Consider the following 15813-nt stretch of genomic DNA (forward strand, 5'->3'; position numbering starts at 1 on the left):
CCAGTTTACCGAGCACTGAAAGACTTGAAAGGCTTTTAAAAGCCCTAAGATTCTTAACAGAGGAGAACCCTAACATTCTGAATTCGCTTACACTCATGAGAATGGAAAATATTCCTCCCACAAAAGGTTGACACAATCAAAGGGTGAATCGAGGTTTATCGAGACAGAGGAAATGTGCTATAATACTGGAAGAATTATTTTTTTAGCATAAAAAATTGACATCAAGGAAGGATGCAAGGGTCTGACCGGTCCTTGCATGGAAGATGGGGGACGCTTAAATGGTACGGATGAATCACCTGAATGACAAAGTGAACGAGATAAAAGATAACTTTTATGGGCTCATTGGCCATGCCTATCTTGAAAAGTACATAACGAAACCGATTGTGGATGAGGACAAGCTCCGCTTTTTATATACGATGCTAGCGGAAAAATTGCCGAAAAAAGATACAAAACTATTTACGCTGTCCGCGCTGCTTGTGGATGCGGCCCTCGAAATCCATGAAGCAGTCTCCCTTCATAACATTCAAACCGACCCAATCAAAAAAAATCGTCAGTTAAATGTGTTAGCTGGTGACTACTATAGTAGTCTCTACTATTACTTGTTAGCAGATAGTCGTCACTTGCCGATCATTCAAGTTTTTAGCCATTCAATTCAAGAAATCAATGAGTATAAAATGAAGCTCTATGATGGGAAAAACATTGACTTTGACGAAGTAAAAAACAATGTTGACAAGGTTGATACATTTTTATTGCAAAACTTAGCAGAGCACTTTCAACTCACGACATGGAAAAAAGCAATTTCAGTGTTCTTCCATCTTAAACGTTTAGTACATGAGCGAGAAGCATGGATCAATGGGAAGGCGACACCGCTTATGAAAGCGATTGTGACCGAACTGTTCGGTTCAAATCGACCTGTGGATGAGTTGAAAAAGGACGATCAGCTTCAAGTACTGGAGCTTTGGGAAGAAAAGGTGGAAGAAGGGAAGGATCATCTCCTTGAGCATGTAAAAGCTCTTCTTCCAAAGTTTGAGCGATTTTTCGTTGATCACTTGAACGATCTGTTCGGACCTGATTACATTCATGAAAAAGTAGCGGAAGAAGGGTAGGACATGACAGAAACGAAAGAAGAGCGAGTGCACCAAGTATTCGAAAAAATATATAAGCGTTATGATGTAATGAATTCTGTCATCAGTTTTCAGCGACACAAAGCATGGCGCAAAGACACGATGAAACGAATGAATGTGCAAGAAGGGCAGTCAGCCTTAGACGTTTGTTGTGGAACCGCTGATTGGGCGATCGCCCTCGGGAAGGCGGTTGGACCTACAGGCCATGTGGAAGGATTAGATTTTAGCGAAAATATGCTGAGCATCGGTAAGAAAAAAATTGCGGATGAAAGGCTAGACCATGTTTTTCTTCGCCATGGAAATGTAATGGAGCTTCCGTATGCTGATGATACGTTTGACTTTGTCACGATCGGGTTCGGGTTGCGGAACGTTCCCGATTATATGCAAGTGTTAAGAGAAATGACGCGCGTGACAAAGCCCGGGGGCAAGGTAGTCTGCTTGGAAACCTCTCAGCCAACCATTCCCGTATTTAAGCAATTATACTTTTTTTATTTCCGGCACGTCATGCCGCTCTTTGGAAAAATGTTCGCTAAAAGCTATGACGAATATTCGTGGTTACAAGAGTCAACTTTGTCTTTCCCAGGTCGTGACCGATTAGCCCAGATGTTTAAAGAAGTTGGCCTTACGGACGTGCAGGTAAAACCTTATTCAGGTGGTGCTGCAGCGATGCATCTTGGTGTGAAGGAAAGCTTTGACGAAGAATCGAGGAACGTAACGTGTTAAATAAAATAAAGATTATACTAGAAATGATCAAGTTCGAGCACACGGTTTTCGCATTGCCGTTTGCTTATTTTGGGATGATCTTAGGCTCACATGTTGTCCTAGGGCATTGGCCTTCCCTTACAACCTGGATTTGGATCACGTTAGCAATGGTAGGTGCTAGAAGTGCGGCAATGTCCTTAAATCGGGTGATCGATTGGAAAATCGATAAAGGGAATCCGCGAACCGCTGGACGAGCCATTCCGGCAGGTCTCGTCTCCCGTGTGGAAGTAAGTATCTTTATTATCGTTTCATTTGTTCTTTTGTTTGTTGCGGCATTCCAGCTAAACATACTGGCTGTTTATCTATTGCCGGTCGCTGTCTTTTTTCTTGTAATCTACTCGTACACGAAGCGATTTACGTGGGCATGTCATTTAATTCTTGGCATGACGATCGGGATTGCCCCACTCGGCGGTTGGGTTGGGGCAACAGGTACATTGTCATGGGATGCATTATTCCTTTTTATCGCCGTCGCTCTTTGGACCGCTGGATTCGATGTTATTTACGCTACTCAGGATGCCGAGTATGATCGTGAGCACGGATTAAACAGCATTCCGAGTCGATTTGGAATTAAGCGAGCTTTGCTAATGGCAAAAGGATTTCATATCATAAGCTTTTCCGCATTTTTAACACTGTTTTTCATAACAGAGCTCGGATGGCTCTACTTTATCGGTGTGTTGATTGCTGGTGGGATTATGGTGTATGAGCACTCGCTTGTAAAAGCAGATGATCTATCAAAAGTAGATGTGGCCTTTTTTACGATGAACGGAATCTTAAGCATGGTCTTATTTGTTTTTACGTTAGGAGATATGTTTATATGACAGTGTATAAAGGCATTTATACCGTCGGGATAACAGGAGCAAGCGGAGCGCAATATGGAATACGTCTCGTACAAGAGATGAAAAAAAAGGGATATAAGGTCCACTTAGTGATCACAGAAGCCGGCTGGCAAGTTTTTCGAGAAGAACTGCTCATCCAAACAGACGATCGAAAAATGGTGATTGATGAGCTGTTTGCGGCTGGCGATGGTGAAGTAAGCTTCCACCAGTTGGATGATTATACTGCGCCGATCGCAAGCGGTTCCTATCAAAATACGGGGATGATTATAATTCCGTGCTCGATGGGAACCCTTTCCGGCATTGCGCAAGGAGCGTCAGGGAACTTATTAGAGCGAACAGCCGACGTCATGTTGAAAGAGAAACGCCGCCTCGTCATCGTTCCAAGGGAAACGCCGTTAAATCAAATTCATTTGGAAAATATGCTGAAGCTATCGAAAATGGGGGTAACAATTTTACCTGCCATGCCAGGGTTTTATCAGCTACCAAAAACAATGGATGACCTGATTGATTTCGTTGTCGGTAAAGCACTTGACCAGCTCGGGATTGAACACGAGCTGTTTACGAGATGGGGTGAAGAACGTGACAATCACAGTCGGTGAAATAAAGTATACGAATGCTTTCCCCTTTTTTTACTATGTAGATCGAAATAAATTACTTGAAAAGGATTGCCATTTTCTCATTCAAACGCCAGCGACTTTAAACCGTGAAATGAAAGCTGGTCGAATTCAAGTGGGTCCTATCTCTTCATTTGCCTATGCGGAAAATGTAGATGAGTTCGTGTTGATGCCAAATTTATCGGTCTCGGCAAACGGGCCTGTCGGTTCCATTTTCCTCTATACGAAACGTCCAATAGAGGAGTTAGAAGGAAGTCGTATTGCATTAACAACAACTTCTGCCACTTCCGTTCACTTACTAAAAATTTTGCTCAAACAATATGTCGAGGTCAACGTGACATATGACGAAATGGACCCTTCCTTTGATGAGATGATGCAAGACCATGATGGCTGTCTTCTTATTGGTGATGAAGCGATCGTCACCTCTTGGCGGGAAGAGGTTGAGACATACCGTTATGATCTTGGCGAATTGTGGAAAGAATATACAGGTACTTCAATGACCTTTGCCGTGTTTGCCGTTCGCAAAGATGCAATTGCTCGGCAGCGAGCGATTCTAGAAGAACTTTACACTGCGTTTGTTTTAAGTAAAGAGAAAAATCGCAAGGAGCAGTATGCTTCAATGATTAGACACATCCAAAAAGGAATGGGTGGAACGACGGCTTTTTGGAACCACTATTTTTCGAATCTTGTATATGATTTTCATACGCAGCAGCAAAAAGGTCTGCTTCTCTTTTACGAGAAAGCATACGAAGAAGGTTTTTTACCTAAGCCGATCGAATCAATAAAAATCTGGGGTGACGTACGCACACACCACTCCAGCTTGATGTAAGGTGGCCGTTTATGAAACTAGCAGACATATATGCACATTTTCAGGAAGATATTTTTACGATCGAGCGCGAACTAGAAGAGGCGGTTCAGGCTAGACATGATATTCTACGGAAGGCCTCTGTCCATTTGTTAAAGGCTGGTGGCAAGCGGATTCGTCCAGTGTTTGTGCTGCTGGCAGGTAAGTTTGGCACATATGATGTCAACGTATTAAAGCATATTGCCGTTCCTTTAGAACTTATTCATATGGCTTCTCTCGTTCATGATGACGTGATCGATGACGCTGACTTAAGGCGAGGAAAAAAAACGATCAAGTCTCAGTGGGACAATCGGATTGCCATGTATACTGGTGATTACATGTTTGCGAAAGCCGTACAAACGGCAACCTATTTCGATGATCCAAACATTCATCAAATCATTTCAAATGCTATCAACGAGATGTGCCTCGGTGAAGTTGAGCAAATCCGTGACCAATACAACCCGAATCAACATTTGCGCATTTATTTCCGAAGAATTAAAAGAAAAACCGCTCTGTTAATAGCAGTAAGCTGTCAATTAGGAGCGCTAGCTGCGAAGGCAGATCCAGCGATTGTGAAAAAGCTATATTACTTCGGTTATTACGTAGGGATGTCCTTTCAAATTACTGATGATGTTCTTGACTTCGTCGGTACGGAAGAGCAGCTAGGGAAGCCGGCAGGAAGTGATTTACTGCAAGGAAATGTGACCCTACCCGCTTTGTACGCTCTCCACCACGATATGCACGCCAAACGATTGATTGAACAGGTGTTGGCTGATCGAGGCAACAACTCGGTTCATATGGAAGAGGTCATTGCCGCGATTGTTTCATCTGGAGGCATCGATTACGCTCTATCGATCAGCGATCTTTATTTGAAAAAAGCCATGCGAATGCTTGATCATCTACCCGATGATGAGCCGAAACAATTTTTACAAGAAATCGCCAATTATATTGGCAGACGAAAATTTTAACGGAATCGAAAAGTGACGTCTTGATATTCAACGATCAAGACGTTTTTCACGCTTTCTTAAATCTAATTGCGGAATTTCCTGATTTTTGCTACAATCATGGAGGAATGACCATACATAAAAGAAAAGGTGAGGGAAGAACATGGAACGTACATATTTAATGATCAAACCTGATGGAGTTCAGCGCAATTTGATTGGAGAGATTGTTTCTCGCTTTGAAAAGAAAGGGTTTACATTAATCGGCGCGAAATTGATGACGGTTACAAAAGAGCAAGCTGAAACACATTATGCCGAGCATAAAGAGCGTCCATTCTTCGGGGAATTGGTCGATTTTATTACGTCCGGTCCGGTTTTTGCAATGGTTTGGGAAGGGGAAAACGTGATTGCAACCGTACGGAAAATGATGGGTGCAACGAACCCTGCCGATGCCGAGCCAGGAACGATTCGTGGAGATTTTGGGGTCCAAGTAGCGATGAATGTCATTCACGGCTCAGACTCACCAGAAAGTGCTAAACGTGAAATTGATATTTTCTTTGATTCTTCAGAGCTTAATGAATATGACAAGGTCGTCAATCGCTGGGTATAACATGTTTAATTATTTTGTTTATAACAAGGCTGTCTCATGATCAGAGACAGCCTTTCTGTGTTTCCTTCCGTTTCTGTACAAATGATTCGCAAGCTCACCGTGATTTTAGCGGGTGGTTTGCGCTTTTCGAAAATCAGCTCACCCAAGACCGAGATTTGAATGTATAATAAAAGAAAAAACAACCACTGAAAAAAAGGGAGTCGAAACAAGGAGCTTATGGCAGACGATTATAATTGGTTCATTGAACAAGTAAAAGAGCGGACAGGGATTGATTTAAATCTTTATAAAGAAACGCAAATGAAGCGGCGGTTAATCGCTCTCCGAGAGAAGCGTAATTACCAAGATTTTCGTAGTTACTTCACAGCGATGACGAATGATGATACGCTGCAGAACGAATTTTTGGAACGAATGACGATCAATGTATCCGAATTTTTTCGCAACAGAAAACGGTGGGATGTTCTTGATGAGACGATCATTCCTCAGCTTTTAAAGGAAAAAAAACGGCTAAAAGTTTGGAGCGCTGCGTGTTCAACTGGTGAAGAACCGTATACGCTAGCAATGATTTTACAGAAGCATTTACCTCTCAAGGATGTATCGATTCTAGCGACGGATATTGATCGAGCCATTTTACAACAAGCGAAAGTAGGCTATTATACGGAGCGTTCGCTAAAAGAAATTCCTGTAGAGTTGAAAGAGCGCTTCTTTACAAAAGATCGCGCGGGTTACTACGTGAGCAATGAGCTTAAACAAGCCGTCACTTTTAAACAACACAATTTGCTTGCAGACCGATTTGAACGGGACTGTGATTTAATTGTCTGTCGCAATGTGTTAATCTACTTTACAGAAGAAGCGAAGCGTGAGCTTTATCACAAATTCAGCGAAGCTCTTCGTCCAGGCGGAGTCCTGTTTGTCGGTAGTACCGAGCAGATTTTTGAAGCATCTAAATATGGACTTGAGACGAATGAGACATTTTTTTATCGTAAAGTGTGACACAGCAGGTGAGTCCCTGCTGTGTTTTGTTCCTTTAACTCTGAAGCTTGGGTTGTTCATTGATTCAACTTAACCACGTTCGATCGTTCAGAAGAAAATTGTCATTTATGCTGAATTTGTAAATGCCTTTTGCTAAAATGACAGATGATAAGCAAGACCGATGTTTAAAAAAACATCGTGAACGAAAGACACAAATGATAAAGTATGTTATAATTTAACGCACAAAAGCAATAAAGAGAAGATCGGGTAGGAGGAGAGAGTCGAGATGAGGTATTTGACAGCAGGGGAATCACACGGTCCCCAATTAACGACTATTATTGAAGGTGTGCCAGCCCAACTAGAGCTGGTAGCCGATGACATTAATGTCGATTTAGCTCGTCGACAAGGTGGTCACGGCCGTGGGAGACGAATGCAAATTGAAAAAGATCAGGTGCAAATCGTAGGTGGTATCCGTCACGGTAAAACGACGGGTGCACCGATTGCCCTTGTTGTAGAAAATAAAGATTGGAAGCACTGGACGAAAATCATGGGCGCAGAACCTCTTACTGGCGACGAGGAGAAAGAGATCAAGCGAAAAATCACTCGTCCTCGTCCAGGACACGCTGACTTAAATGGCGCTATTAAATATGGTCATCGTGATATGCGAAATGTCCTTGAACGGTCCTCCGCTCGGGAAACAACTGTTCGAGTAGCAGCAGGAGCCGTTGCGAAAAAAATCTTGCGCACATTTGGAATTGAAGTGGGAAGCCATGTGTTAGAAATTGGCGGAGTCAAGGCGGAAAAAACTTCGTACGATCAATTGTCGAACCTAAAAGAGCTTGCGGAAGCTTCACCTGTGCGTTGTCTTGACAAAGAGGCTGAGCAAGAAATGATAGCGGCGATCGACCAAGCGAAAGAAAATGGTGACTCGATCGGCGGTGTCGTAGAAGTGATCGTCGAAGGTGTACCAATTGGACTTGGAAGCCATGTTCATTATGATCGAAAGCTCGATGCGAAAATTGCCGCAGCGGTGATGAGCATCAATGCTTTTAAAGGTGTCGAGTTTGGAATCGGCTTCGAGGCGGCCTCAAAGCCAGGTAGTGAGGTTCATGATGAAATTGCATGGGATGAAAAGAGAGGCTACTACCGGAAATCGAACAACCTCGGCGGGTTTGAGGGAGGAATGACGAACGGGATGCCGATCGTTGTTCGCGGGGTGATGAAGCCGATCCCAACCCTTTACAAGCCTCTTCAAAGTGTTGACATTGCGACGAAGGAACCTTTTGCTGCAAGCATCGAACGTTCAGATAGTTGCGCGGTGCCAGCAGCTGCCGTTGTAGCGGAAGCGGTCGTCGCTTGGGAAGTGGCCAATGCCCTTCTCGAAAGGTTTGGTGCGGATCAAGTAGAAGAGATTGAAAAAAACATTCGAGAATTCAATGAAAAGGCGAGGTTGTTTTAATGCCGGTTTTGACTGTCCATACATCGTCAAAAGTATATGATGTTACGGTAAAGTCGGGGGTGCTATCGCAGATAGGCTCATACATAGCTCCCCTGCGACCTTCGGCGATTCTCATAGTGACCGATGATCAAGTGGCAGACCTTTATTTGGATACCGTGAAATCAAGCCTGCATAATCTTGCCCCTTTGCATGCCGTCGTCTTGCCGAACGGAGAAGAGACGAAATCTTTTGATAACTATTATGCGTTGCAAACCGCTGCCCTAGAGTATGGACTTGATCGAAAGTCAATGATTATCGCCCTTGGCGGAGGGGTAATTGGTGATTTAGCTGGTTTTGTTGCGGCGACCTACATGCGCGGAATTGCTTACGTTCAAGTGCCAACGACGCTTCTTGCCCATGATAGCAGTGTAGGAGGGAAGGTGGCTATTAATCATCCTCTTGGTAAAAACATGATTGGTGCGTTTCATCAACCGGAGGCGGTTCTTTACGATCCACAGGTGTTTGCCACCTTACCGGAGCGAGAGTGGCGTTCTGGTTTTGCAGAAGTGGTGAAGCACGGATTAATAAAGGATGCCGCGTTTTATGCATGGTTACAGAAGTATATTAACGATTTTTCTCGGATTCAAGGAGAAATAGCTGAGGAGCTTCTGCTCCGCTCGATTCAAGTAAAGGCCAATATCGTGGCAGCAGATGAAAAAGAAAAAGGGGAACGAGCCTTATTAAACCTCGGGCATACACTCGGACATGCGATTGAAGCGGAGCTCGGCTACGGAAAAGTCACTCACGGCGAAGCGGTTGTTATCGGGATTATCTTCGCCATGAAACTGAGTGAAAAAGTGTACCATCAATCGCTACCGATCCAAGACCTAGAAAAATGGCTCAAATCTCTTGGCTATGAAACGAGGATTCCAAAAGGGCTTGATACAGGTGCCCTCATCGGAACGATGAAAAAGGACAAAAAGGTAGAGCGTGGAGTGATCCGTTTTGTCTTGCTTGAGGAAGTGGGTCATGCTGTCATCAAAGAGGTAGATGAACAGCTCATCCGAGAGCTATTGAATGTTGAAATAGAGGAGGAGACAACATGATCGTGCGTGGGGTAAGAGGAGCAACGACGGTCAAAGCAAATCAAGAGAAGGAAATCTTGGATGCAACCGAAGGGTTAATGCGTACCATCTGCGAAGAAAATGAGATCGATCCAGAGAACGTGGCGCAAGTCATTCTAACGGTGACAGAAGACTTAACGGCAACCTTTCCAGCGAAGGCGCTACGTCGTCTTGCTGGTTGGACGCATGTTCCGGTCATGTGTGCTCAAGAGATTCCTGTACCGAATGGGCTTGAAAAATGTATCCGTGTCATGATCACACTCAATACAACGAAGGCACAGAGTGAGATTCATCACGTATATTTAAATGAGGCGGTTAAGCTACGACCAGATTTGCAGTTGACAAAAGATTCCTAATCACGGTAGACTTAATAGCAAGTAGTAAAGCTTAGTTTACCAGTTTAGTTGAGATGAGAATGAAGAGTTGAGGAGAGTCGAGCTGAGGAAAGCCGATAAGTGGAACCAAGGCTAGCTCGAACAAAAAAAGGAGTTGGAAAGTCGTCCTTTCCATCACCTTTGTTAGAGTTAGCCTTTTTTAGATCACTTTTTAAAACCCTCATTTCGAATGATTCCTCGTTCCTTCATTCCTACAAAAAGGAGTGAGAGATCGATGAACGTAACCCCTTTTTCGGCTGTTAAAGCAGCCAACCAGCAGTTTCGCACAATTCCCGTAATCGGTGAATGCTTTGCCGATGCTGTTACCCCGATTCATATTGTCCAGCAACTTGGAGACGAAGTGGCGTTTATTTTAGAAAGTAAGGACGACGAATCCCCATGGGCAAGATTTTCATTTATTGGTCTGAACCCGTTTGTGGAGTTAATAGAACAAAATGGTGTCTATCAATCAATCAGCCGAAGCGGCTCGATTCTCGTGGAGACGGAAGACTTTAAATCGTGTCTACAACAGACGATTGACGTTTTGGATGTACAGCCATTGGAGCGGGAACTACCGTTTTACGGCGGGGCTGTTGGCTATATGGCGTATGATGCGATTGAAACAATTGAGAAAACGTTGGCAAATGCAAGAGAGAGTGAGGCGCCTCTCTATCATTTTCTTTTTTGTGAGACGCTGATTGTCTATGATCATACAGAAAAAAAGCTAGCGGTCATCTACTTAAGTACTGAGGATGGAGGATCCCTTGATACACGGTATAAATGTGCGGTCAATACCATCGAAACAGTGGTTGAAACGATTCATAAACGGCGGGACGGCGATCGGCTGTTACGTCCTGCACCGGTCCAAGATGAAGTCTCGTTTCAAGAGGTATCCTCTAACTATGAAAAAGAAGTATTTCTACGCGACGTAGAACGAATTAAGGAATATATTCGCGCAGGTGATATTTTTCAAGCGGTTTTATCACAGCGCTTTGAACGTGAACTATCGGTCCGTGCCCTTGACGTCTATCGCGTCCTGAGAATGATTAACCCATCTCCTTATTTGTTTTACATTAAGTTTCATGACGTAGAGGTTGTCGGCAGTTCTCCTGAGCGGCTCGTTCAAGTCCAAGATGGACATGTGGAAATCCACCCGATTGCTGGAACGAGAAAAAGAGGGGCAACACGGGAGGAGGATGAGGCATTAGCCAAGGAACTGCTAGCTGACGAAAAAGAGCGCGCCGAGCATTATATGCTTGTTGACCTTGCACGTAACGACATTGGTCGGATTGCAGAATACGGGACGGTCAAGACGCCAACCTTGCTAGAAATCGGTAAATTTTCACACGTGATGCACATCATTTCAAAGGTGACAGGAGAGTTGAAGCAAACGCTCCATCCGCTAGATGCGCTTCGCTATGGGTTTCCAGCAGGAACTGTTTCTGGTGCACCAAAAATTCGGGCAATGGAAATTTTAAATGAATTGGAGCCTACAAAGCGAGGGATTTATGCAGGAGCGATCGCGTACTTAGGGTTTGACGGAAACATCGATTCTTGCATTGCCATTCGCACGATGATCGTCAAAGACGGCCGTGCTTATATCCAAGCAGGTGCTGGAATTGTCGCCGATTCAGTACCCGAAAATGAGTACGAAGAGACGAGAAACAAAGCAAAGGCGTTGCTAAAGGCGGTAGAAATGGCTGAAGCCATGTTTGCGAAAAAGGAGGCGACCCCGCGTGTTTAAGGAAACGTTACGAGAATGTATGGAGGGACATACGTTAGCTGAACGGAAAGCCGAACAAGTGATGGATGCGATCATGAAAGGGGAGGCGACGGCAAGTCAAATCGCTAGTTTATTAACCGTATTACGCTTTCGTGGGGAGACCGTTGCGGAGATGACGGGCTTTGCGAGAGCGATGCGACGCCATTCCATCCAAATTGAACACTCGTTTTCACAAGTGGTCGATACGTGCGGAACAGGAGGAGATGACGTAGGGACATTTAATATTTCCACCGCTACGGCTCTTCTTGTCTCCGCATTAGGTGTACCAGTCGCAAAGCATGGAAATCGTGCTGTTTCATCCAAAAGCGGAAGCGCTGATGTTCTTGAAGCGTTGCAAATCCCGATCCAAAGCAGTCCAGAAGAGGCGACGGCTTCATTACAAAAGCATAACATGTGCTTCATGTTTGCTCCACTTTACCATGAGGCGATGAAACATGCGGTCGCACCAAGGAAAGAAATTGGGTTTCGTACGATCTTTAATTTGCTCGGACCGCTTACGAACCCGGCTCGTGCAGAGCACCAGTTGATCGGTGTTTATGACCGAAACTTTGCAGAGAAAATGGCGGAAACGTTACGTCGCTTAGGAACGAAGCACTCCCTTCTAGTAGCAGGTCACGGCGGTTTGGATGAATTATCGATCACAGGGCCGTCTACTGTATTTGAGGTGAAAGGAGATGCGATCGACCGATATGAGTTAATACCGGAAGACGTAGGGCTGGAACGTGGTGATTTGGCTCAGATCCAAGTAAGTACCGTTCAAGAAAGCGCCACGCTCATTGATCAGGTCTTAATTGGAAAAGCAAACAAATCAGCTCAACAGATCGTATTATTGAATGCAGGTGCGGCGTTATATGCAGCCGACCGCGTCGATTCAATAAAAGCGGGAGTTGCGCTCGCGAAGGAAGGGGTTGCTTCCGGACATGTAGCCGATCATGTGCGGAACTTACGACAAACAGATCAGGAGGCGGAGCAACATGCTTGATACTATTTTGCAAACGAAACGAGAGGAGATCGAGCGTTTAGCATTACCAGAACAGGTTGAAGTGAAGAAGGTATCATTATATGATGCTTTGCGCAAACCGAATCGATCGCTCGGTTTACTTGCAGAGGTAAAAAAAGCCTCCCCATCAAAAGGGCTCATTCGTGCCGATTTTCATCCTGTTGAGATCGGCAAGAGCTACGAGGCTGCTGGTGCGGACGCGATTTCCGTGTTAACAGATGAAACGTATTTCCAAGGGCATCGTGACTATTTGACAAAGGTGAAGCAAGCGGTAAACATTCCTGTGTTGCGTAAAGATTTTATTATCGATCGGGCGCAGATTTTAGAGTCGGTTCGAATCGGAGCCGATGCGATTCTATTGATTGTCGGCACCATTCCTACGACACGGTTAAAAGAACTGTATGATGAAGCCCATGAGCTTGGGCTAGAATGCTTAGTGGAAGTCCATAGCGAGGAGGAAATCGCTGAGCTATTCTCCGCCTTTACACCAACACTGATCGGCGTCAATAATCGTAATTTAAAAACGTTTGAAACCGATGTGGCCCAAACGGAAAAAATGGCCCAAGTTATCCCTCATGGAACGATGTTTTTAAGTGAAAGTGGGCTTCATACGTATGACGATTTGCAACGGGTCAAGCGAGCGGGAGCCACAGGTGTACTAGTAGGTGAATCGCTCATGCGGGCTTCTTCACCAGAAGAAGGGATTCAGCATTTGTTTGGAGGCGAACCAGTTGCAACCGATGCTTAAATATTGCGGAAACCGGTCGCTGGAAGATGTTCAAGCAGCTGCCACTTCAAAAGCCGATTATTTAGGGTTTGTGTTTGCTAAAAGCAAGCGGCAAGTGACGGTAAATGAGGTGACACGTTGGCTTGATCAGGTCAATGTAAACGGGAAAAAGCTAGTCGCCCTATTTGTCAATGAGCCGATTGATCAAATCGTAAATGTAGTGAAGCAAGGCCCATTTGATGTGATTCAATGTCACGGTACGGAAAACCGAGACTACATCATGACGTTAAAGGAGCGAATCGACCTCCCTGTGTGGAAGGCGATCCACCATTCAGGTCAAGGGCTGCAGATGATGAGAGCTCTAGAAGGGGTTGTCGAAGCTTTCGTTGTTGATGCAAAGGTCGAAGGTCAGTGGGGGGGAACGGGTCAGTCATTTGACTGGCACGTAGTCCCTCTCTATTTACAAGAAGGCAAGAGACAGCAGGTTCCTGTATTTATTGCAGGGGGAATCAATCCACATAATGTGGAGCTGCTTCTTCCTTATGGACCATGTGGGATTGATATTTCAAGTGGAATCGAGGAAAATGGACAAAAGAGTTCGGCGAAAATTTGTCAAATTGAAAAGAAGGTGTTAGGCGATGACAGTCACATATCCAGATGAGCGCGGACGGTTCGGCACGTTTGGTGGTAAATACGTGCCAGAAACATTAATGAGCGCGGTTGAAGAATTGGAATTAGCGTTAAACGATGCGATGAACGATGAAGCGTTTATTCACAACTACAAAGAACACCTGCGGGAATATGCAGGTAGGCCAACGGCGCTTACGTATGCAAAAAATATGTCCGAAACGCTTGGCGGCGCAAAGATTTATTTGAAGCGAGAGGATCTTCTCCACACGGGGGCTCACAAGCTCAATAATGCGATGGGGCAAGCGCTTTTGGCCAAGCGAATGGGCAAGAAAAAAATTGTCGCCGAAACAGGCGCAGGTCAGCACGGAGTCGCAACGGCAACGATTGCCGCTCGCTTCGGTTTAGAGTGCAAAGTGTTCATGGGGGAAGAGGACATGGAACGGCAAGCGCTGAATGTTTTTCGCATGGAGCTACTAGGAGCGGAGGTCGTTCCTGCTACGTCCGGCAGCAAAACGCTTAAAGATGCAACCAATGAAGCGATTCGCTATTGGGTGACCCATGCAGATGACACCTTCTATTTAATCGGTTCCGTTGTCGGCCCCCACCCATATCCACAGATGGTTCGTGACTTTCAACGGATTATTGGCGATGAAGCTAGGGTTCAGTTCCAGGAAATAACTGGCACGTTGCCGACAGAGGTGATCGCATGTGTTGGTGGTGGCAGTAATGCGATAGGAACGTTTTACCCATTTTTAGAGGATGACGTGAAGCTTATCGGCGTGGAAGCGGCGGGCAAAGGAGTCGAGACTTCTCAACATGCGGCGACGATTACGAAAGGACGAGTAGGTGTCATTCACGGATCGATGACCTACTTGCTTCAGGATGACGCTGGGCAAATTACCGAGCCGTATTCGATTTCGGCTGGGCTTGACTATCCAGGGGTCGGACCTGAGCATGCCTATTTAGCCAGTACTGGTAGAGTCAAGTATGACGCAGTGACCGATAAAGAGGCGCTCGACGCGTTAAAGCAATTGTCAGTCCATGAGGGGATCATTCCTGCTGTTGAGTCGGCACATGCTCTAGCGAAAGCATTTGAGCGGGCCAAACAGCTTTCACAAGAGGAATCCATTCTCGTTTGTCTTTCAGGGCGCGGAGATAAGGACGTGCATACATTAATGAAACATTTTCGAGGTGAGGGGCATGAGTAGGTTAGAGGGGGCAGTCAACGGCAAAAAGAATGTATTCATTCCATTTATTACAGCCGGTGACCCTAATCCAGAAGTGACGATTGAGTTAGCTCTCACACTTGAGGAAGCAGGAGCTGACATATTGGAACTTGGCATCCCATATTCGGATCCATTGGCGGATGGTCCAGTCATTCAGGCTGCCTCAAAGCGGGCATTAAAACATGAAATGACATTAGAAAAAGCTCTTTCCCTCGTTCCGAAAATGAGAGCGCAAGGGTTAACCATTCCTGTGATTGTCTTCACGTACGTGAACCCACTGCTTCAATACGGTGAAGAACAATTTGTGAAACGGGCGGCTGACTATCAAGTGGACGGTATTCTCGTTCCGGATATGCCATTTGAAGAAGGGGAGGCCTTGCAAGCAGCGTGTCAAGAGCATAACCTGTCCCTCATTTCCCTCGTGGCGCCAACATCGAACAAACGGATTGAAAAAATCGCCGCGCGAGCACAAGGTTTCGTCTATTGCGTCTCCTCGTTAGGAGTGACCGGACTCCGGGATGAGCTTGATCCTCGCGTTCACGAGTTTTTACAAACGGTAAAGATGCACGCCTCCGTTCCGGTTGTCGTTGGCTTTGGTATCTCAAGACGCGAGCAAGTCGAAGCATTGGCGGAAAATGCCGACGGTGTCGTCGTGGGGAGCGCGATCGTTAAGCTAGTTGGTGAGCTAGAAGACGAACTTAACGATCCAGAAAAACGGGAAGATGGACTGTTTAAAATAAAAAGGTTTGTTTCTGAGCTCATTTCATCGTAACATAGAGAGGAAGATCCTTTTACAAGGTGAGGTGCTAAA

General features: G+C 45.2%; 17 protein-coding genes. All 17 read left to right on the plus strand.

The window, feature by feature from the left end; genetic code table 11:
• Positions 1 to 278 precede the first annotated feature (278 nt).
• Complete coding sequence (locus E2L07_RS01645) at positions 279 to 1106, plus strand: heptaprenyl diphosphate synthase component 1 (RefSeq protein WP_041820476.1); 828 nt, start codon at positions 279 to 281, stop codon at positions 1104 to 1106.
• Positions 1107 to 1109: 3 nt separating this feature from the next.
• Complete coding sequence (menG, locus tag E2L07_RS01650) at positions 1110 to 1847, plus strand: demethylmenaquinone methyltransferase (RefSeq protein WP_134228663.1); 738 nt, start codon at positions 1110 to 1112, stop codon at positions 1845 to 1847.
• Complete coding sequence (locus tag E2L07_RS01655) at positions 1841 to 2704, plus strand: UbiA-like polyprenyltransferase (protein ID WP_134228664.1); 864 nt, start codon at positions 1841 to 1843, stop codon at positions 2702 to 2704. The genes menG and E2L07_RS01655 overlap by 7 nt, the downstream gene beginning before the upstream one ends.
• Positions 2701 to 3321, plus strand: coding sequence for a UbiX family flavin prenyltransferase (locus E2L07_RS01660; RefSeq protein ID WP_134228665.1), 621 nt, complete (start codon positions 2701 to 2703; stop codon positions 3319 to 3321). The genes E2L07_RS01655 and E2L07_RS01660 overlap by 4 nt, the downstream gene beginning before the upstream one ends.
• On the plus strand, positions 3302 to 4165 hold the full coding sequence (locus E2L07_RS01665) for a menaquinone biosynthetic enzyme MqnA/MqnD family protein (RefSeq protein ID WP_134228666.1): 864 nt from the start codon (positions 3302 to 3304) through the stop codon (positions 4163 to 4165). Before E2L07_RS01660 ends, E2L07_RS01665 begins: the two co-directional genes overlap by 20 nt.
• Positions 4166 to 4176: 11 nt before the next feature.
• Positions 4177 to 5148, plus strand: a complete 972-nt coding sequence (gene hepT / locus E2L07_RS01670) for a heptaprenyl diphosphate synthase component II (protein ID WP_134228667.1) — start codon at positions 4177 to 4179, stop codon at positions 5146 to 5148.
• A gap of 139 nt (positions 5149 to 5287) precedes the next feature.
• Entirely contained in the window at positions 5288 to 5731 is a 444-nt protein-coding gene (gene ndk, locus E2L07_RS01675) for a nucleoside-diphosphate kinase (RefSeq protein WP_134228668.1), read from the plus strand.
• A 216-nt stretch (positions 5732 to 5947) separates the two neighbouring features.
• Positions 5948 to 6721 carry a CheR family methyltransferase gene (locus tag E2L07_RS01680; RefSeq protein WP_134228669.1) on the plus strand — a complete coding sequence of 258 codons (774 nt, stop codon included), beginning with the start codon at positions 5948 to 5950 and terminating at the stop codon, positions 6719 to 6721.
• A 265-nt stretch (positions 6722 to 6986) separates the two neighbouring features.
• The gene (aroC, locus tag E2L07_RS01685) at positions 6987 to 8159 is read left to right on the plus strand and encodes a chorismate synthase (RefSeq protein WP_134228670.1); all 1173 of its coding nucleotides are present in this window, start codon (positions 6987 to 6989) and stop codon (positions 8157 to 8159) included.
• Positions 8159 to 9244 (plus strand): 3-dehydroquinate synthase, encoded by a 1086-nt coding sequence (aroB, locus tag E2L07_RS01690; RefSeq protein ID WP_134228671.1) that lies wholly within the window; start codon positions 8159 to 8161, stop codon positions 9242 to 9244. The genes aroC and aroB overlap by 1 nt, the downstream gene beginning before the upstream one ends.
• On the plus strand, positions 9244 to 9618 hold the full coding sequence (aroH, locus tag E2L07_RS01695) for a chorismate mutase (RefSeq protein ID WP_041821419.1): 375 nt from the start codon (positions 9244 to 9246) through the stop codon (positions 9616 to 9618). The genes aroB and aroH overlap by 1 nt, the downstream gene beginning before the upstream one ends.
• Positions 9619 to 9871: 253 nt before the next feature.
• Positions 9872 to 11380, plus strand: coding sequence for an anthranilate synthase component I (gene trpE / locus E2L07_RS01700; RefSeq protein ID WP_134228672.1), 1509 nt, complete (start codon positions 9872 to 9874; stop codon positions 11378 to 11380).
• Complete coding sequence (trpD, locus tag E2L07_RS01705) at positions 11373 to 12401, plus strand: anthranilate phosphoribosyltransferase (RefSeq protein WP_134228673.1); 1029 nt, start codon at positions 11373 to 11375, stop codon at positions 12399 to 12401. The genes trpE and trpD overlap by 8 nt, the downstream gene beginning before the upstream one ends.
• The gene (trpC, locus tag E2L07_RS01710) at positions 12394 to 13167 is read left to right on the plus strand and encodes an indole-3-glycerol phosphate synthase TrpC (protein ID WP_134228674.1); all 774 of its coding nucleotides are present in this window, start codon (positions 12394 to 12396) and stop codon (positions 13165 to 13167) included. The genes trpD and trpC overlap by 8 nt, the downstream gene beginning before the upstream one ends.
• Positions 13151 to 13807, plus strand: coding sequence for a phosphoribosylanthranilate isomerase (locus E2L07_RS01715; protein WP_010897824.1), 657 nt, complete (start codon positions 13151 to 13153; stop codon positions 13805 to 13807). Before trpC ends, E2L07_RS01715 begins: the two co-directional genes overlap by 17 nt.
• Positions 13785 to 14984 (plus strand): tryptophan synthase subunit beta, encoded by a 1200-nt coding sequence (gene trpB / locus E2L07_RS01720; protein WP_134228675.1) that lies wholly within the window; start codon positions 13785 to 13787, stop codon positions 14982 to 14984. The genes E2L07_RS01715 and trpB overlap by 23 nt, the downstream gene beginning before the upstream one ends.
• Complete coding sequence (gene trpA, locus E2L07_RS01725) at positions 14977 to 15774, plus strand: tryptophan synthase subunit alpha (RefSeq protein ID WP_134228676.1); 798 nt, start codon at positions 14977 to 14979, stop codon at positions 15772 to 15774. The genes trpB and trpA overlap by 8 nt, the downstream gene beginning before the upstream one ends.
• The last annotated feature ends 39 nt before the right edge of the window (positions 15775 to 15813 follow it).

This window comes from Halalkalibacterium halodurans, assembly GCF_004376175.1.
GTDB classification, from domain to species: Bacteria; Bacillota; Bacilli; order Bacillales; family Bacillaceae_D; genus Halalkalibacterium; species Halalkalibacterium halodurans.